General features: G+C 71.9%; 15 protein-coding genes. 6 read left to right on the top strand and 9 right to left on the bottom strand.

Annotated features, from left to right (window positions below; genetic code table 11):
• Positions 1-191: 191 nt before the first annotated feature.
• Both AB0J93_RS11210 and AB0J93_RS11215 read left to right on the top strand, forming a co-directional pair.
• Positions 192-1391, top strand: coding sequence for an RtcB family protein (locus AB0J93_RS11210; protein WP_363920602.1), 1200 nt, complete (start codon positions 192-194; stop codon positions 1389-1391).
• A gap of 1196 nt (positions 1392-2587) precedes the next feature.
• Entirely contained in the window at positions 2588-3790 is a 1203-nt protein-coding gene (locus AB0J93_RS11215; RefSeq protein WP_363920604.1) for an MFS transporter, read from the top strand.
• A gap of 85 nt (positions 3791-3875) precedes the next feature.
• Here AB0J93_RS11215 and AB0J93_RS11220 read toward each other — a convergent pair whose 3' ends face one another.
• Both AB0J93_RS11220 and AB0J93_RS11225 read right to left on the bottom strand, forming a co-directional pair.
• A complete protein-coding gene (locus tag AB0J93_RS11220) occupies positions 3876-4724 on the bottom strand; it encodes an alpha/beta hydrolase-fold protein (RefSeq protein WP_363920606.1) in 849 nt (282 codons plus the stop codon).
• Positions 4725-4733: 9 nt separating this feature from the next.
• Complete coding sequence (locus tag AB0J93_RS11225; RefSeq protein ID WP_363920608.1) at positions 4734-5351, bottom strand: TetR family transcriptional regulator; 618 nt, start codon at positions 5349-5351, stop codon at positions 4734-4736.
• A 79-nt stretch (positions 5352-5430) separates the two neighbouring features.
• On the opposite strand from AB0J93_RS11225, the gene AB0J93_RS11230 reads away from it, so the two are divergent.
• Entirely contained in the window at positions 5431-6588 is a 1158-nt protein-coding gene (locus tag AB0J93_RS11230) for an FAD-dependent oxidoreductase (protein WP_363920610.1), read from the top strand.
• Between the two features lie 144 nt (positions 6589-6732).
• On the opposite strand, the gene AB0J93_RS11235 is transcribed toward AB0J93_RS11230, so the two are convergent.
• Positions 6733-7389: a maleylpyruvate isomerase family mycothiol-dependent enzyme gene (locus tag AB0J93_RS11235; RefSeq protein ID WP_363920612.1), complete on the bottom strand. Its 657-nt coding sequence runs from the start codon at positions 7387-7389 to the stop codon at positions 6733-6735.
• A gap of 120 nt (positions 7390-7509) precedes the next feature.
• On the opposite strand from AB0J93_RS11235, the gene AB0J93_RS11240 reads away from it, so the two are divergent.
• Positions 7510-8586 carry a sigma-70 family RNA polymerase sigma factor gene (locus tag AB0J93_RS11240; RefSeq protein ID WP_363920614.1) on the top strand — a complete coding sequence of 359 codons (1077 nt, stop codon included), beginning with the start codon at positions 7510-7512 and terminating at the stop codon, positions 8584-8586.
• A 12-nt stretch (positions 8587-8598) separates the two neighbouring features.
• On the opposite strand, the gene AB0J93_RS11245 is transcribed toward AB0J93_RS11240, so the two are convergent.
• The 5 genes from AB0J93_RS11245 to AB0J93_RS11265 form a co-directional block, all read right to left on the bottom strand.
• A complete protein-coding gene (locus AB0J93_RS11245) occupies positions 8599-8766 on the bottom strand; it encodes a hypothetical protein (protein ID WP_363920616.1) in 168 nt (55 codons plus the stop codon).
• Positions 8767-8929: 163 nt separating this feature from the next.
• A complete protein-coding gene (locus AB0J93_RS11250; RefSeq protein ID WP_363920618.1) occupies positions 8930-9808 on the bottom strand; it encodes a Gmad2 immunoglobulin-like domain-containing protein in 879 nt (292 codons plus the stop codon).
• Positions 9805-11343: a HAMP domain-containing sensor histidine kinase gene (locus AB0J93_RS11255; RefSeq protein ID WP_363920620.1), complete on the bottom strand. Its 1539-nt coding sequence runs from the start codon at positions 11341-11343 to the stop codon at positions 9805-9807. Before AB0J93_RS11255 ends, AB0J93_RS11250 begins: the two co-directional genes overlap by 4 nt.
• Before the next feature lie 13 nt (positions 11344-11356).
• Entirely contained in the window at positions 11357-12037 is a 681-nt protein-coding gene (locus tag AB0J93_RS11260) for a response regulator transcription factor (RefSeq protein WP_363920622.1), read from the bottom strand.
• Complete coding sequence (locus AB0J93_RS11265; protein WP_363920624.1) at positions 11986-12708, bottom strand: hypothetical protein; 723 nt, start codon at positions 12706-12708, stop codon at positions 11986-11988. Before AB0J93_RS11265 ends, AB0J93_RS11260 begins: the two co-directional genes overlap by 52 nt.
• Before the next feature lie 229 nt (positions 12709-12937).
• Between AB0J93_RS11265 and AB0J93_RS11270 the strand changes: the two genes are divergently transcribed.
• Positions 12938-14119: a snapalysin family zinc-dependent metalloprotease gene (locus AB0J93_RS11270; RefSeq protein ID WP_363920626.1), complete on the top strand. Its 1182-nt coding sequence runs from the start codon at positions 12938-12940 to the stop codon at positions 14117-14119.
• A gap of 142 nt (positions 14120-14261) precedes the next feature.
• On the top strand, positions 14262-15290 hold the full coding sequence (locus AB0J93_RS11275) for an SAM-dependent methyltransferase (protein WP_363920901.1): 1029 nt from the start codon (positions 14262-14264) through the stop codon (positions 15288-15290).
• A gap of 107 nt (positions 15291-15397) precedes the next feature.
• Here the strand turns inward: AB0J93_RS11275 and AB0J93_RS11280 are convergent, their stop codons facing one another.
• Complete coding sequence (locus AB0J93_RS11280) at positions 15398-17218, bottom strand: sulfatase-like hydrolase/transferase (protein WP_363920628.1); 1821 nt, start codon at positions 17216-17218, stop codon at positions 15398-15400.
• Positions 17219-17267 lie beyond the last annotated feature (49 nt).

Genomic DNA, 17267 nt, shown 5'->3' on the forward strand with positions numbered 1-17267 from the left:
GCCGACGATCCCGCGACCACCCCAACCGATCCGGGGCTGATCCCGGCTTCTCTCACACCAACCCGCCACCCGCGCCCGCGCGGCCGTGGATCATGCAGTTGTGGTCTGTCCAAATTGGCACAAAAGCTGCATGTCGCCGACCACAGGTGCATGATCGGCGGGCTTCGCCTCAGGACCAGGAGAACTTCACCATGGGCTTCAGCCTGCTCGCGGGAACGCGGGCGCCGGTGCGGGTGTGGACCGACCCGTACGGCATCGAGCCGCAGGCCGCCAAGCAGCTGCGCAACATCGGCGCGCTGCCGTGGGTGCAGGGCGTCGCGGTCATGCCCGACGTGCACTTCGGCAAGGGCGCCACGGTCGGCTCGGTCATCGCGATGCGGCAGGCGGTCTCACCGGCGGCCGTCGGGGTCGACATCGGCTGCGGCATGTCGGCGGTGCGTACCTCGCTGACCGCCGCCGACCTGCCCGACGACCTCGCCGGGCTGCGCCGGGCCATCGAGGACGCCATTCCGGTCGGTTTCGCCCAGCGGGACGAGCCGGTGAACCCGCGCCGGGTACGGGGGCTGGAACAGCGCGGCTGGGATGACTTCTGGCGGCGCTTCACCGACCTCGACCGGCGGGTGGCGCAACTGGAGACGCGGGCCCGCCGGCAGCTCGGCACCCTCGGTGGCGGCAACCACTTCATCGAGGTCTGCCTGGAACAGGGTGGCGTCGACGCCGGACGGGTCTGGCTGATGCTGCACTCCGGGTCGCGCAACATCGGCAAGGAACTGGCCGAACGGCACATCGCGGTGGCCCGCCGGCTGCCGCACAACGCCGACCTGCCGGACCGGGATCTGGCGGTGTTCCTTGCGGGCACGCCGGAGATGGACGCCTACCGCCGGGACCTGTGGTGGGCGCAGGAGTACGCGCGGCGCAACCGCGCCGTCATGCTCGCCGTTCTGATGAACCTGATGCGGGACCGGTTCCCGCAGGTCAGCTACGACGAGCCGATCAGCTGCCACCACAACTACGTGGCGGAGGAGACCTACGAGGGGGTGGACGTGTTGGTGACGCGGAAGGGTGCCATCCGTGCCGGCCTCGGTGACCTGGGCATCATCCCCGGCTCGATGGGCACCGGCTCGTACATCGTCCGTGGCTCGGGCAACGACTGGAGCTACCGCTCGGCCTCGCACGGGGCGGGCCGGCGGATGTCCCGGGCCCAGGCGAAGCGGACCTACAGCACCGCGGACCTGGCGGCGCAGACGTCGGGTGTGGAGTGCCGCAAGGACGCCGGGGTGGTCGACGAGATTCCCGGCGCGTACAAGGACATCAACGAGGTGATGGCGCAGCAGGATGACCTGGTCGAGGTGGTCGCCCACCTCAAGCAGGTGATCTGCGTGAAGGGCTGAGGTGCGGTCGGCGCCTCGGGGGGCGGGCGCCGACCGTACCCGTCGTCCGCCGCTGCGATCTCCGCGTGCCAGTCCGGGGCCTGCGCTTCGGCGAGCCGGTGCCAGGTTGGCGGGCCGCCCCGCAGGGGCCAGGCACGGGTCGTGCCGTAACCGGTTCCGACGCTCTGTAGCTCGCGGGCGAAACGTCGTTGCACGGCGGCGAGGGCCTCCGCCGCGCCGGGCGTGCCCCCGGCCACCTGGTGCCGTACGGCCTCGGTGGTCGTCGCATAGCGGTGCACCACGGTGTCCGTGTCACCGTCGACCTGGCGCTGGCTCACCAGGGAGAGCCTGAGCAGCGGCGGCGACCCGCCCTCGGCGAGCGCGGCGACGAGCCGATCGTGACCGTCCAGCACGACGTGGCAGTCGAGGCCGCTGATCCACCAGAGCAGGACCGGTGGGAGCACGCCGTCCCGGAACTGCTTCCGATAGGCCTTGACCCGCCCGTCGCCCGGGTCCGCCAGCGGGCGCAGCGGCAGGATCTGCCGCTGCCGGTCCCCGCCGAACCAGTCGATCCAGCCCTCGCCGGGCGGCAACGGGACAGGTACCTGCCGCTGTGTCGCACGGACGTCCGGGTGCGCGACCTCGCCGCCGATCACCCAGCGACCCGCGTGCAGCGGGCCGTCGGCGGTCCCGGTAAGCGCGGTGGCGAAGTGATGAGCCCACCGTGCCAGCCAGGCACCGCCCGCGTCTGCGGTGCCGAAGGCCGCCGCCCGGGCCGCGCGGATCGGTGGCACCGGCGGGTGGTGGTGCCCCGTCGAGGCGTACGCGACGCCGAAGCGGTCGTCAGTCACGCTGGCCAGCAGCAGGACCGCGTCGCCGTGCCGCAGCACGAGCAGGCCGCACCCGGTCGCCTCCACCCGCAGCGCCGGTCGGGTCGGCTCTCCGACCTCGAGGACCAGCGCCTCCCACGCCCCCTCCGCGCTCGACGCGGGAAGGTTGGTCCTGCGTATCACGGACTTCGTCTCGGTCACGGACCCATCATCGGTCACCCAGGAAAGCGGCCGCCCACCGATGGCGTCCGAGGGAAGCCATCAATGTCGGAACAAATTGGACGACCGTCAAAAACGGCTTGACGGCCCACATATTCTGATCCTCCGTACTTTCGGCGGACCGTGAGTCGCGAGGGGGCCCTGCCCTCTCGACACTCAGGAGCCGCAATGCGCCGGGCGCCCGCCGTCACCTTCCTCCTCGGCACCGTCTTCCTGGACATGCTCGGGCTCGGCCTGATCGTGCCGATCATGCCGGCCCTGATGACATCGGTGACCGAGGACGCCGCCGCCGCCGTCTTCTGGTCCGGGCTGCTCGGCTCGGTCTACGGCCTGTTGCAGTTCGTGGTCTCGCCGCTGCTCGGGCGGCTGTCCGACCGCTACGGTCGGCGTCCGGTGCTGCTCGCGTCGTTGACCTGCCTCGGCGTCGACTGGCTGGCCCACGCCGCGTCGCCCAGCCCGTGGACCCTGTTGGTGTTCCACGCCGCCGCCGGTGCGTGCGCGGGAACGTCCACCGTGGTCAACGCCTACATCGCCGACGTCACCGAACCAGGGTTGCGGGCGCAGGCGTACGGGTTGATCGGCGCCGCGTTCGGGCTCGGCTTCGTCGCTGGTCCGCTCCTCGGGGGCTTGCTCGGCGCTGTCGACGTACGCCTGCCGTTCGTCGCCGCCGCCGCGCTCTGCTTCGCCAACGTCGCGTACGGCTGGTTCGTCCTGCCGGAGTCACGACCCGGCGATCCGAGCACCCCGCTGACCCTACGGCTGGCGAACCCGGTCGGCGCCGTCGCCGCCGTCCTGCGCCGGCCGGTGCTCGGCCGTCTCGCCGGTGCCCGCTTCTGCGCCGACGTCGCCCGGATGACGCACCAGTCGACCTGGACGTTCTTCCTCACCCACCAGTTCTCCTTCAGCACCACCCAAATCGGTGTCGTGCTGGCCGTCTCCGCGCTCGCCGCCGTGGTCTACCAGGCCCGAGCTGTCGGGCCGGTGGTGCGGCGTTTCGGCGACAGGCGCGCCGCGGTGACCGGTGCCCTTCTCGGCTTCGCCTCGCTGTTCGGCACGGCGTTCGTGTCAGCGCCGTGGCTGCTCTATCTCCTGTGCGCGGTCGGCGTGCTCGGCTCGCTAGCCGGTGTCGCCGCACAGTCCTGGATCTCCCGCACAGTCCGGGCCGACGAGCAGGGCACCGTGCAGGGCGCGCTGACCGGCATCGGCGCCATCGCGGAAACCGTCGTACCGGTCACGGCCGGAGCGGCGTTCGGCTGGTCGCTGACGTACGCGTCACCGGGCTCGGTCTATCTGGGCGCGGCCGTCTTCGCGGCCGGGGCGGCGCTGCTGCTGGCCGCGACGCCCGACCTCCCGCCGAGGCCGATCGAGTAGCTCCCGACGGAGGGTGCCCGTGGCCGGCCACGATGGCCGTCGTCCTGGTCCGACGTGTTCGTCATTCGTGGCCGAGCGTGTCCGGTCAGGTGTCGGTCGGCCGCCACAGCCAGCGCAGCGCGTCGGGCAGGAGGACGCCGCCGTGGTTGGGGCTGTGCCCACCGTCGCCGAGTACGAGCCGGAAGTCGTAACCGGCCTCGGCCAGGGCAGCCGCGACACGCAGGTTGTGGGCGAGCCAGTTCCGGTGCGGCTCGTTCCAGTGCAGATCCCGATGACCGGCCTGCATGAAGATGCGTATTGGCTTGCGGGCGACGCTGGCGATGAGTTCCGGGTACGGATTCCCGCCGGGCATCTGCACGAAGCTGGACAGGCAGCAGAGCACCCGCCGGAACTTGTCCGGGCGTAGCCAGGCGGCGGTGAACGCGGCATTGCCGCCACTGCTGCCGCCACAGATGGCCCACCGGTCCGGGTCCGCTGCGATCGAGTAGCGCCTCGTGACCTGCGGGATGATCTCGGTAAGCAGGAACGTGGCGAGGCGGTCGTCGAACGCGTCGTACTCGACGTTGCGGTTCTTCGTATGCTCGGCGTCGACGGGGACACCAGGGTCGACGAACAGGCCGACGGTGACCGGGATGTCACCGTGGTGGATGAGATTGTCCAGGACGATCGCGCCACGGACCTCCCCAGTCGGATCCAGGTACCACTGCCCGTCAAGGAACACGATCAGCGACGCCGGCCGCGCAGGGTCGTACTGGGCCGGCAGGTGGATCCAGAATCTCCGTGACGTGCCCGGATAGATGTTGCTGTGCTTCCAGTCGAACTCGATGGTCTGACCTGTCGGCGTGCCCGGGCGTCGGTGGGAGTCGGGGCCGTGGTGGTAGCGGACGTCCGACTGATCGATGGCGAGGGAACGGAACGGCACCTCAACGGTCACCCGGCGACGCTACGAGCCGTCGTCACGTCGGGCAACGGCATTCACCGTCGTTGCGGTCGTCAGGGCCGTGATGGCACGGCGGATGCGGTCGGCCGCCGCCGGGTCGTCTCCGTCGGTGAGAGCGATGTGGTGCACGACTCCGACCACCGCCACCGCCAGCGCCTCGGTGTCGGCGGCTGCGGGCAGCCGGCCGATGTGTCGTTCGGCGGCCAGGTATCCGACGACCGCGCGTTCGAGTGCCGGCAGCGCGGCGTTCCCACTGCCCAGCACCGCTTCGACGGCCTCCGTCAGGGTCGGCCGGTAGGCGACGAGCCGGGTGACGGCGACCAGCGTGATCATCGGGGTGGCGAGCATCGCCTCGCTGAGATTCGCGTCGACGGTGCCGGTGCCGGCGCGCTCTGCAAGCCCGGCGGCGTTGGCGGCGATCTGGAAGCTCCGGTCGACCGCGTAACCGGTCAGGAAGTCGTCGAAGTTGGCGAAGTGGGCGAACAGCAGCCCCGTGGCGACGCCGGCCTCGCGGGTCACGGCTCGGCTGGTGAGCTGGCTCGGCCCCGCTGCCGCGATCACGCGTTCCGCGGCGGCGAAGAGGTGCTGCCGAGGTTCGGTGATGGCGACTCCGCGTGGCATGCCGGCAGTCTACGCAACTTGCGTTCGGATGAGCATGCGCTCATCATATTTGAGCAAACGCTCATACCTGGGGGTCCGAATGAAGCGAACGGTGATCGTCGGTGCCGGCATAGCCGGCCTCGCCACCGCCCTGCGACTGGCGCGCGACGGTTGGCAGCCGATCGTCGTGGAACGTGCCCCGGCCCGGCGCAGCGGCGGTTACCTGGTGAACCTGCTCGGCGGGGGCTACGCCGCCGCCGAGCGGCTCGATCTGGTTCCCGCCCTCGCCGAGCGCGCGCTGGGCCTGTTCACCACCGTGCTGGTCCGAGCCGACGGTCGGCCGAAGCTCACGGTGCCCTCAGTCGTTGCCGAGGCCGCACTGGGCCCCCGCACCATGACGGTGTTCCGGGGCGATCTGGAGGACACGCTGTACGAAGCGGTCCGCGACCGGGCCGACCTCCGCTTCGGCACCACCGTCGAGTCCGTCGACCAGGACACCGACCGGGTGGTGGTCCGGCTCAGCGACGGCACGACCGAGGTGGCCGAGCTGCTCGTCGGCGCTGACGGCGTGCACTCCGCGACCCGGACGACGCTGTTCGGTTCCGGTCATCGGGTCGACCTGCCGTACGTGGTGGCGGCCCTTCCGCTCCGGCGTCCGCCCGAGGCCGTGCCCGCGTCGTCGGCCACCACGTTCATCGGTCCCGGACGTACGGCGGCGATCGTCAACCTGGGTCCGGAACGCTCCTCGGCCTTCTTCACCTACCGCTGCGCGGACCCGGACCGGGAACTGGAACGCGGGCCGGTGCCCGCGCTACGCGCAGCCTTCGGGGACCTGGCCGGCGGCGTACCCGAGGCGTTGCGTGACCTGGAGGCCGACCCGGCCAACGCCTACTTCGACCGGGTCAGCCAGGTGGACCTGCCGCGGTGGAGCACCGGCCGGACGGTTCTCCTCGGTGACGCGGCCTGGTGCGTCAGTCTCTTCGCCGGGCACGGCGCGGCCCTGGCGCTCGCCGGTGCCGACCGGCTCGGTACCGCCCTGGAACGGCACGGCGACGACATCCGGCCAGCGCTTACCGAGTGGGAGACCGGCCTGCGTGCCGAGGTCGTCAAGCGGCAGGCGCTCGCCCGCCGGGGCATGTACCAGTACGCCCCACCGAGTCACCTGCACGTCTGGCTGAACGAGGTCACGATCCGGGCGATCACCCTGCCCGGCATCCGTGACCTCGTCCGTCGCGGCATCGAACGCCAGAACCGCTGACCGTACGGCCGGTCCCGGCGCGCGGCCGGTCAGCCGTACGGGTCGAAGGGCACGGCGGAGTGCGCGGGTCAACGGCCAACACGAGGACGCCCCATTAACGGTCAGTGGTGCCGTTGGTGTCACCGAACCGCTGGCCCGGTCGGATCACGCAGCGGCGCAACGGCTGAGCAGAAGGGGGACACCGTCGCCGGTCAGGTCCGTGCAGTAGGCCCGACGCCCGGTCATCGCCATCGTCAGGGCGAGCGTGGCACCGGACACCAGCGGTCCGGAGCCGGTGGTGAAGGGCCCGTCGGTCGCCGCCAGACGCAACCCGCGGATCCGGCCCTTGGCCGGCACGGTGAGGTCGGAGCCGGCGAAGTACTCGGCGACCCGGGTGACCGTCTCGATCGGGTACGGGTGGTCCAGCCCCAGCGGGCGGCGGATGTCCTCGCCGTGCACGACCTGCTCACCGAGCATCGCCAGCACCGGCAGGGGCGGCTTGGTGGTGCTGGTGACGACCCGACGGAACCGGGCGAGGGTGTCCTCGGGGGTGTCGCCAAGTTGCTCTCTGAGCCGCATGAGCACCTGCCGGTCGAAGTCCCACCGGCACCGGACAACGCCCAGCATCCAGCGCGTGGGGGTGAGACTCGCCGCCGCGGTGAGATGGGCGAGGACCTCGCGCACCGTCAGTCCCGTACACAGCGACGCGGTGCTCCACCGGTCAACGGTCAGGCCGGCGAGATCGTCGGCCAGCGCCGCCCGTTCCGCGTGGACCAGCGACCAGACGGCGGCGCGGTCGTGTCGGGCAGTTTGCTCGGTCATGCGGTGGACCTCCTGTGGTGGCCGCCGTCGCGCCGGGCCCGTACGGTCGGGGCGCTGCGAACGGGGTAGTCGTGCCCTGTCGAGAGAGAAGACTCCCGGCGTCGGGCAGAATCGTCGCTCGTGACCGACCCTTCTTTCGAACAGGTCGCCGGGATGTCGCCCGAGGCCGAGGATCCGGATCTCGTCCGGGCGCGTGCCGGGGACGAGGCCGCGTTCGGCCGGCTGGTCGCGCCGCTGCGTCGGGAGTTGCACGGGCACTGCTACCGGATGCTCGGCTCCCCGCACGACGCCGACGACGCCCTCCAGGAGGCCCTGCTGCGGGCCTGGCGGGGAGTCGGCCGCTACGCGGGTCGCGGACCCCTGCGGTCATGGCTCTACACCATCGCCACCCGCACCTGCCTGGACGCCGTCGAGACGCGCCGTCGGCGTGCCCTGCCCGTCGATCTCGGGCCGTCCAGCGACCAGGCCGTCCTCGGTGTCGCCCGGACCGAGGTGGCCTGGCTGGGCCCGTACCCGGACACCGGAATCACCGCCGGACCGCTCGGTCCGCACGCCCGCTACGAGCAGCGGGAGGCGGTCGAACTCGCCTTCGTGGCCGCCCTGCAACACCTGCCCGGCAACCAACGGGCCGCGCTGCTGCTCTTCGACGTCCTCGGCTACTCCGTCGCCGAGATCGCCGCGATGATGGCCACCTCCGCCACGTCGGTGAATTCGGCGTTGGCGCGGGCCCGCAGGATCGTCGCCGAGCGGGTGCCGGCGCTGTCGCAGCAACAGACGCTGCGCGACATCGGTGACGCCCGGCTGCGAGAGGTGGTCACCGCGTTCGCGGCGGCGTTCGAACGCCGTGACATGGACGCCCTGCTGGCGCTGCTGACCGAGGACGTCACCTGGTCGATGCCGCCGCTCGCGGAGTGGTACGCCGGACTCGACGCCGTCACCGACTTCGCCGCCGAGGTACCGCTCGGCATCTGCCCCAGCTGGCGGTCCCTGCCGACAAGCGCGAACGGCCAGCCGGCCGTCGCGTTCTATCTGGGCGATGATCGGACCAAGGCCCACCACGGCTGGTCGATCACCGTACTGACGCTGCGCGGCGAGCGGGTCGCCGGCATCACCTCGTTCGTCGGCGCGGACCACTTCACCCGGTTCGCCCTGCCGGTAAGCGTCGCCGAGGAAGCAGGCGCCCGCGCGGCCCGCTGAACGAGCTGGCCACTAGATCACCAGGGTGTCGTCGCGGCCGGTGCGGCGGCGGACGTGACCGCGCCACCCGGCGAGCAGGGCGATCGCGGTCCAGCCGAGCACGAGCGCGGTCAGCTTGCCGCCGGAGTCGACCCGGTCTGCGTCCTGGAGGGTGAGCGGCCCGTCCGGATCGGTCAGCACGGTGAGCCTGTCGCCGATCCGGTAACCGGGGTCACTGCCCTGGCCGTCCAGGCACCCGCCATCCCGGCTTCGGCGTTCGCAGACACGTCGGAGATCGTAACTGGGCTCGTCGAGATCGAATCGCCGGCCGCGACCGACCTTCGCCCACCGCTGCGGAGCGGGCTCAGCGCGTCGCGGCCAGGGTCACCGGTACCGCGACGACGTTCGTGCGGGAACCGTCGTCGGCGGACACCTCGTACACCTCGATCGTGCCGGTCTGCTCGGTCGGCAGCCGGTATCGCACGGTGGCCCGGTAGGCGCCCCGGCAGCCGGTTCCGCAGGTGGCGGTGGTGAAGGCGGTGGCGAGTTGACGGCCGGCGGCGTCGAGCACCCGCACGTTGACGGTCGCCTCGAACACGTCGGCGCTGCCGGTGACGGTGACCGGGCTGGTCACCCGCTCGCCGATGACCGGTCCGCTGACCACGACCGGTGGCAGCAGGTCGGCGTGGTCGACGCGACCGGTCGGTGCGGCGGTGCCGAAGTCGACCTCGCGCACGGTGGGGAACTGGGTGAGGGTGTAGACCACCTGCGCCTGACGTAGCCGGGCGGTGACCGGGTCGGCCACGGCGGCCAGCCGGACGCTTGCGACACCGGCGACGATCCGGCTCACCTCGGCACCGTCCGGCAGCAGGGTGACCAGGCCGGCGTCGGCTTCCCGCCGGGTGGGTCCGGCGGCCAACTCGGCCAGGGCCAGCCGGGAGGTGGCCACCGTGGCGGGTCGGGTGCGTCGGGTCGGGACGAGCCGCCCGTCACGGACGTACCACAGCTCAAGGGTGACCGTCGCCGACCGGCTGACGCCGGTGGTGCCGGTGCGGGGCGTGGTCGGTGCGGGGGCGGCGGTGGGCGGCGGGGCGCTGGTGGCGGACGGGCCGACGCTGGTCGGAGCTGGCCCGTTCGGCGCGGCGGCGGTCGGCGCCGGGCCGAGCGAGCCGGACCGCGACGGCGCGCACCCGGCGACCAGCAGCACCAGGGCGACAAGCGTCGCGCGTCGGCGGCGGCTCATCCGGTGCCGCCGGTCGGCTCGGACCCGCCCGCGTCGGGCAGCCCCGACGACACCCGCGTCGACCCGGCGTTCTCCGCCGCGGCACGCGTCGACGGGACGTCCTCCGGGGCGCTGCCGGGCAGGTCGAGGCGGAACCGGGTGCCGGTGCCGGGAGCACTGTGCACGGTCAACGTTCCGCCGAGCAGCCGGGCGTTCTCCAGGGCGATGGCCAGACCGAGTCCGCTACCGCCGCCCGAGCGGGCCGGGTCGACCTTGTGGAACCGGTCGAACAGGCGGGGCAGGTGCTCCGCCGGGATACCCGGCCCCTGGTCGTCGACGTCGACGTGCACCCGGTCCCCGGACCGGGCGGTCCGCACCCGGACCTCACCGGCGCCGTGCTGCACCGCGTTGGCGATCAGGTTGCCCAGCACCCGCTCCAGTCGGCGCGGGTCGGTGCGGAGCCGCAGCGGTCCGCCGTCGACGGTGACCCGGTCCGGCCAGCCACGGGCGGCCACGATCCGACGGACCAGACCCGGTGCGTCCACGTCGGTCACGCTCACCGCCTCCCGCCCGGCGTCCAGCCGGGAGATCTCCATCAGGTCCTCCACCAGGCGGCGCAGCCGGACCACGTCGGTGACCAGCAGCTCACCGGCGCGCCGGGCATCGCCGGGCAACTGGTCGAGGTGGTCGCGCAGCAACGAGGCCGCGCCCACCAGAGCGGTCACCGGGGTACGCAGTTCGTGCGCCACGTCGGCGGTGAACCGCCGCTCCCGTTCCTGGGCGCGGTGCAGGGCGGCGATCTTCGCCTCCAACGCCTCGGCCATCTCGTTGAACGACGCGGCCCACCCGCTGAACTCGTCCCGCCCGGCCACCGGCAGCCGGGTGGCGAGCAGGCCCTCGGTGATGGCCCGCGCGGCCCGGCTGGCCCGCCCCACCGGTTCCAGGGTGCGCCGGGCGAGGGTGTGCCCGACCGTGGCGGCGAGGAGCACCACAAGCACCCAGCCGGCGGCGAGCGCATTGCGTAGCTGCTCCAGTCCGGCGACGAGGTCCTCCTCGTCGGTGATGACGTACAACTCGGCGGTCGAGCCGGGAACCCGTCCACCCACCACGAGCAGCCGCGTCGGCCCGGCGCTGCGCTGGTATCCGAGTTCCCCGGCCGCGACGGTGCTGCGCAGCCGCTCGGTCAGGGCCGGTGCGTACGCCGGGTCCGAGGGCCAGGTGTCTCCGGCGATCAGCACCACGTGCCGGCCGCTGCCCTCGAAGCTGGTCAGCAGTTCGGTGCGGCGCTGCTCGGTCAGCGGCAGGAACTGCCCGGCGAGCACCAACCGGTACCGGGCGTCGGCTGCGGCGGCGTGCAGCGACGCGTCGTAGCGGGCCTGCCGCAGCAGCAGGTACGACCCACCGGCGAGCACCCCGGCGGAGATCCCAGCGACCAGCACGAACGCGATGGTCAGCCGGCGGCGCAGCCGGCCGGGACGGACGGTGGGCGGGCCCGCCGTCGTCGCCGGGGCGGGCCTCGTGCCCGCCGTCGCCGCCGCTACCGGCTCCCCGCTCATCGCCGCCGCCCGCTCAACCGGCGACGAGCTTGTACCCGGCACCGCGTACCGTGCGAATCAGTCGAGGGTTGCCCGGGTCCGCCTCGACCTTGGCGCGCAGCCGCTGCACCGCCACGTCGACCAGCCGGCTGTCACCGAGGTAGCTGTGGTTCCAGACGCGGTCCAGCAGCAGCTCCCGGGTGAACACCTGCCCGGGCCGGCGGGCCAGCTCCAGCAGCAGCCGGAACTCGGTCGTGGTCAGCGGCAGCTCCTGACCGTCCCGGCGAGCCACGAACGCACCTGAATCGATCTCCAGGCCGCCGACCCGCAGTGGACCGGGCTCGGGCGGCACCACTGCGCGGCGTAGCACCGAACGGACCCGGGCCACCAACTCGGGCAGGTCGAAGGGCTTGCGCAGGTAGTCGTCGGCGCCGCATTCGAGACCGACCACCACGTCGATGGTGTCGGTGCGGGCGGTCAGCATCAGGATCGGCACCGCGCTGCTGCGCCGGATCTCCCGACACACCTGGAGGCCGTCGAGACCGGGCAGCATGATGTCCAGCACGATCAGGTCGACGGTCCCGGACCGCCAGGCGGTCAGGGCCTGCCGGCCGTCGGCTGCGGTGTCCACCCGGAAACCGGCGCGGCGCAGCCCGAGGGCGGTCACCTCCCGGATGGAGGCGTCGTCCTCGACCACAAGCACGCGGCCGTCCATGATGCACCCAGGGTAGTCCCGGGTGGTATGCACGTCGCTCGGCGTGACGGGCGGGGATGGGGGTCCGGCCGGTGCCGGACCCCCACCGCAGCGGTCGGCCATTCCTGCCACTGGTGCGCCACGTCGAGCACGATCCGGCTGTGGCTGCCGGGCCCGGCCAGCACGAACACCCGGAACGGCAGCCGGGCGCGGACACCGACGGCGAAGGTGCTGTAGCCCTCGAAACTGCCGCCGAAGACCACGTCGCGCAGGGTCTGGTAGCGCAGCACGTTGGCCACGTGCTCGCCGGTCCGGTACGGCACTGTCGCGAGGTGCTCGTCGTCGTAGGCGGGAGCACGCAACGAGACCCGCAGCAGCGCGTCACCAGCGGTGTACGGCGACAGCGCCAACCCTTCACCCTCGGTGTACGTCTCGCCGTAGCCGACGGAGTAGCCGGTGACCGGGCCGTCGAACTCGAACACCACCCGGTCGTGGCAGTCGTGCCGGCCGGTCCGTACGTCGATCAGCGGCGCGGAGCTGAGCGCCCCGGCGGTCTTGTCTGCGCTGCCCCAGGTGATCCCGCAGTACGGCGAGCCGGTCGCCGCCTGCGTGGCGGTGGTCGGCGCGGCCGTCGCGGCGATAAGCGCGGCGAGCGCCACGGTCAGCGTGGTGACGGTCCTTCTGATCCGCATCCTCGTCTCCCTTCGGTCCCGCCGCGACGTGAGCGCGAGCGGGTGTGAGCTGGTCGGATCCACCGTCGTGCCGGCCGGCCACCGTGGTTTCACGGTGGCGTAACGCGCGGGTAACAGCGGTGGGCGGTATGACGCTTTCGCGATGACAACCATCGAGAGGTGGCCATTAATATTCACGCACATCGATTGCGGCGTGTCGGCGCGCCGCTCAGTCCGCAGGGAGTGCGTGATGATCCGACGACAACTGCTGCGCGCGGCCACCGCCGCGCTGGCGGCGGTGCTGGCGGCGACGGGGCTTCAGGTGGCCACCGCCGCCAGCGCCTCGGCGGCACGGACCGTCTACTACGACGCCAGCCGGGCCGGCGAGTTCCGGACCAACTTCGACCAGGCCGCGCAGATCTGGAACAGTCGGGTCAGCAACGTGCGGCTGGTGCCCGGCACGCCCGCCAGCGTCACCATCTACGTCGACAGCGGCTGGCCCCGGGCGCAGGTCACCGGGCTCGGCTCCGGGCGCATCTGGATGGGCTGGCAGGCGGTCAACCAGGGCTACCACCGCACCCGGATCGCCACCCACGAGTTCGGTCACATTCTCGGTCTGCCCGACCGGCGCACCGGCCTCTGCTCCGACCTCATGTCCGGCAGCAGCGCGCCGGTCTCCTGCACCAACGCCTACCCGAGTGCTGCCGAGGCGAGCCGGGTCAACCAGCTCTTCGCCGGCAGCATGAGCGCGTCGGCCGCCGCCACGTACACCTGGACCGAGGACACCGGTGTCGGGATCCTCGTGGTCAACGGCCGCCCGGCCACCGAGAACTACCCGTGGCTGGTCTACACCTCCGGCTGCACCGGGACCCTGATCAAGGCCAACTGGGTGGTCACCGCGCGGCACTGCCCGACCCCGTCGTCAGTGCGGGTGGGCAGCATCAACCGCACCAGCGGCGGCACGGTCGTCCGGGTCAGCCGGGCGGTCAACCACCCGAGCATCGACGTCAAGCTGTTCCAACTCGCCAGCTCGGTCAGCTACGCGCCCGCACCCATCCCGACCACCTCCGGTGCCGTCGGCACGGCCACCCGGATCATCGGATGGGGCCAGACCTGCGCGCCCCGCGGCTGCGGCTCCGCGCCCACCGTGGCGCACGAGCTGGACACCTCGATCGTGTCCGACAGCCGGTGCAGCGGCATCAACGGCCCGTACGAGATCTGCACCAACAACACCAACGGCAACGCCGGCGCCTGCTACGGCGACTCCGGCGGCCCCCAGGTGCGCCGGATCAACGGCGTGTGGAACGTCATCGGCGCGACCAGCCGGGCGGGCAACAACAACTCCACCTGCGCCACCGGCCCGTCCATCTACGGTGACCTGACCTCGATCCGCTCCTGGATCAACTCCCAGGTCGGCGGCCTCCCCGCCTGACAGCCTCGTCGATCATGCAGCTGTGGCACCCCATGAACTCCCTGAAAGGGGATGTTCCGGGTGCCACACCTGCATGATCGGCGGGGGAGTGCGGGGGCGGGAGGGTGGGGTGGGATAGTGGGCGGTCGTGACGCGGTATGGGGTGTTGAGTCTGCCTTCGAGCAACCGGGTGTACTCGGGGGCGGCAGTGGAGTTGACGCGGGCGGAGCTGGAGATCTTCGGCGACGCGGTGCTGGGTGGGCGGATCGGTGACGTGGCGACCGCGACCATCGGCGGGGCACGCTACGTCACCTTCGACGCCGACGGTGGCCTGACCGAGCAGGACGCCGCGCTGCTGGGCAACCTCTCCAGCGCGTACGCCATCTTCGAGTTCGTCGGCGACCTGCTGCGGCCGGTGCCGTTGACCCGGCTGGACCGCTTCGACGACGACCTGCTCACCATTCAGAAGTATCCGGGCAAGACCAACGAGCAGTTCACCAAGTTGCTGCTCAACGTCACGTTGCTCGCCTCGGACGGGGCCGGCGACCTGCTGACCCGGCGGTTCCGGGTGCTCGACCCGCTGTGTGGCCGGGGCACCACGCTCAACCAGGCGATGATGTACGGCTTCGACGCCGCCGGTCTGGACCGCGACAGCAAGGACTTCGAGGCGTACCAGACGTTTCTCAGCACCTGGCTCAAGCGCAAGCGGATCAAGCACCGGGTGCTGGAGTCCGGGCCGATCCGCCGGGAGCGCAAGGTGGTCGGCCGGCGGCTGCGGGTGGAACTGGCCGCCTCGAAGGAGGCCCACAAGGCCGGCGACGTGCAGTCGGTGGACGTGGTGAACGCCGACACCACCCGGGTCGGTGAGTTCTTCCGCCCGGAGACCATCGACGTGGTGGTGGCCGACGCGCCGTACGGTGTGCAGCACGGCAGCCGTACCGCCGAGAGCGGGCTGGCCCGCGACCCGCTCGCCCTGCTCACCGCCGCCGTGCCCGGGTGGGCGCGGGTGCTGCGCCCCGGTGGCGCGCTGGGCATCTCGTGGAACACAAACGTGGCGCGGCGGGAGGAGGCCGCCGCCCGGCTGGCCGCTGCCGGCCTCACCGTCCTCGACACCGGCCCCTGGCGCGCCCTCTCCCACCGCGTCGACCAGTCCATCGTCCGCGACGTCCTAGTAGCCCAAAAACCCACCTAATCCCACCCACCCCCCATACCCCGTTGATCATGAGGTTGGCGGCGATATTGATCTACAAACTTGCCGCTAACCTCATGATCAACGAAGAAAAAGGGGGGAGGGGACTGTTAGCGGGGTTGGGCTTGGGGGCGGGTGGGGGTGGGGCCGAAGGTGGTGAGGAAACGGTCGCGGAACTCGTTCATGGGCCAGACCGGTGCGTTCGGGTCCGGGGTCAGGCCGTCCTGCCAGCCCCAGTCGTTGGTGCGTTGCAGCACCGCCTGGTCCTTGGTCACGATGTGGATCGGCACGTCGTGGCTCGGGTTCTCGCCGGTGACCACCGGCGCGGGCTGGTGGTCACCGACGAAGACCAGCACCGTGTCGTCGTCGCCGTACCTCTCCAAGTAGGAGATGAGGGTACGCAGCGTGTAGCTGATCGAGTGCCGGTAACCGGTGCGGGCCTGCGCCGTCGGCGTGCCGATGATGCCCCGCCGAAACACCTCGCCGTCGTCGATGGTGTCCCAGTCGACAAGCGACGGCACCTTCGTCCAGGGCGAGTGGCTGGAGACCAGGGCCAGCTCGGCCATGACCGGACGGTCCTGCTGCCCGGCCAGCTCCCGCTTGTGGAACTGGTGGATGGCGAACTGGTCAGGCATCGGCGCGAAGGCGAACTTGGGGCCCTGATATCCCAGGTCGGGGCCGCTGTAGAACTGCTCGTAGCCGTAGAAGGCACCCTCCGGCCAGGCCTGGTTCACCGCCGGCATCACCCCGACCGTACGCCAGGAGGCGCGCCGGAACGCGTCACCGAGGGTGAACCGGTCGGTGGCGAGCAGGTTCCGGTAGCGCTGGTTGTTGTCGACCCACAGGCCGGACAACAGGGTGGCGTGCGCCAACCAGCTGGCACCACCAATGGTCGGCGAGGTGAGAAAGCCGCTGCGGGTGGCGAACCCGGCCGTGGCCAGCCGGTCGGCGCTCTCGTCGAGCATCCGGGGGATGGACGCGAACTCGGCGTCGGTGACCGCGTCGCGGCCGTAACTCTCCACGAAGGCGATCAGCACGTTCTTGCCGCGCAGGCCGGTGAGTAACTGGTCGGCGGGTACGTCCCGGAACGGGTCAACCCCGACCTCGTCGGCGAACGCCTGGCGGTCGTACAGCCGGTCCCGGACCTCGGCGGCGTGCTCCTGGACGAGGATGGTGGCGTTGGTGTCGGCCATCGGCATGGCGGGCACGATCCGCGCCCCGAAGGCGGCCAGCACCGCCCAGACCACCACAAGCGTGGCGACCGCCCGCGTGCTCCCGGTGCGGTGCCGGGTCAGCAACCCGGACAGCCGCACCGCGGACACAGCGGTAAGCACCGGTACGGCCAGCAGCAGCAGCCCGACCCCGAGCGCGATGGCGGTCGCGCCCGGCCGGCCGATCGACTCGGCCACGAAGGTGAACGCCTCGTCCAGCAGCGACCAGTCCAGCACCAGGTCGAACGGGCGACCCAGCGAGGAGTAGAAACCCAGGTCGCCGACCTTCACCACGGCGACGAGCCCGAGCAGTCCACCGGCCAGCGCGGCCACCACCCGGCGGGGCCGACCGGGCAGCGCGAGCAACAGCGCGGCCAGCAGCAGCGCCTCCAGCGGGATCCGCAGGAACGCGCCGGGCTCCAGCTGCCACGGCCGGTTGGGCAGGGTGAACGTGACAAGCACCAGCAGCGCGGCGAGCGCCGTGGCCGCCCGCGCGACCATCCGTCGCCGCAGGGTGACCGGCGCTGGCCGGGACGCGGCGGCATCCGCCCCGGTCCCGCGTGCCTCGACGGTCTCGGTCCCGCGCGGGTTGGGGGCGCCGGTCCCGCGCGCGGCGACGGTCGTGGGTGGGGCCGCCTCGACGGTGCGTTCGCGCGGGTCGGTGGCGGTGCTCGGGTTCTGGTCGGCGTCGGGCGTGGACGCCGGGTCGGCGATCGACAACTGGGTCTCCCGGGTCAGCGCAGCGACAGGACGGGGGCGGTGGACAGGT

It is taken from the genome of Micromonospora sp. NPDC049374, from assembly GCF_040677165.1.
Taxonomy (GTDB): Bacteria; Actinomycetota; Actinomycetes; order Mycobacteriales; family Micromonosporaceae; genus Micromonospora.

Excerpts from the sequence above, each read along its gene's own strand:
- AB0J93_RS11210 (WP_363920602.1), top strand. The coding sequence starts at position 192 with ATGGGCTTCAGCCTGCTCGCGGGAACGCGGGCGCCGGTGCGGGTGTGG.
- AB0J93_RS11215 (WP_363920604.1), top strand. The coding sequence starts at position 2,588 with ATGCGCCGGGCGCCCGCCGTCACCTTCCTCCTCGGCACCGTCTTCCTG.
- AB0J93_RS11225 (WP_363920608.1), bottom strand. The coding sequence starts at position 5,351 with ATGCCACGCGGAGTCGCCATCACCGAACCTCGGCAGCACCTCTTCGCC.
- AB0J93_RS11230 (WP_363920610.1), top strand. The coding sequence starts at position 5,431 with ATGAAGCGAACGGTGATCGTCGGTGCCGGCATAGCCGGCCTCGCCACC.
- AB0J93_RS11235 (WP_363920612.1), bottom strand. The coding sequence starts at position 7,389 with ATGACCGAGCAAACTGCCCGACACGACCGCGCCGCCGTCTGGTCGCTG.
- AB0J93_RS11250 (WP_363920618.1), bottom strand. The coding sequence starts at position 9,808 with ATGAGCCGCCGCCGACGCGCGACGCTTGTCGCCCTGGTGCTGCTGGTC.
- AB0J93_RS11255 (WP_363920620.1), bottom strand. The coding sequence starts at position 11,343 with ATGAGCGGGGAGCCGGTAGCGGCGGCGACGGCGGGCACGAGGCCCGCC.
- AB0J93_RS11260 (WP_363920622.1), bottom strand. The coding sequence starts at position 12,037 with ATGGACGGCCGCGTGCTTGTGGTCGAGGACGACGCCTCCATCCGGGAG.
- AB0J93_RS11265 (WP_363920624.1), bottom strand. The coding sequence starts at position 12,708 with ATGCGGATCAGAAGGACCGTCACCACGCTGACCGTGGCGCTCGCCGCG.
- AB0J93_RS11270 (WP_363920626.1), top strand. The coding sequence starts at position 12,938 with ATGATCCGACGACAACTGCTGCGCGCGGCCACCGCCGCGCTGGCGGCG.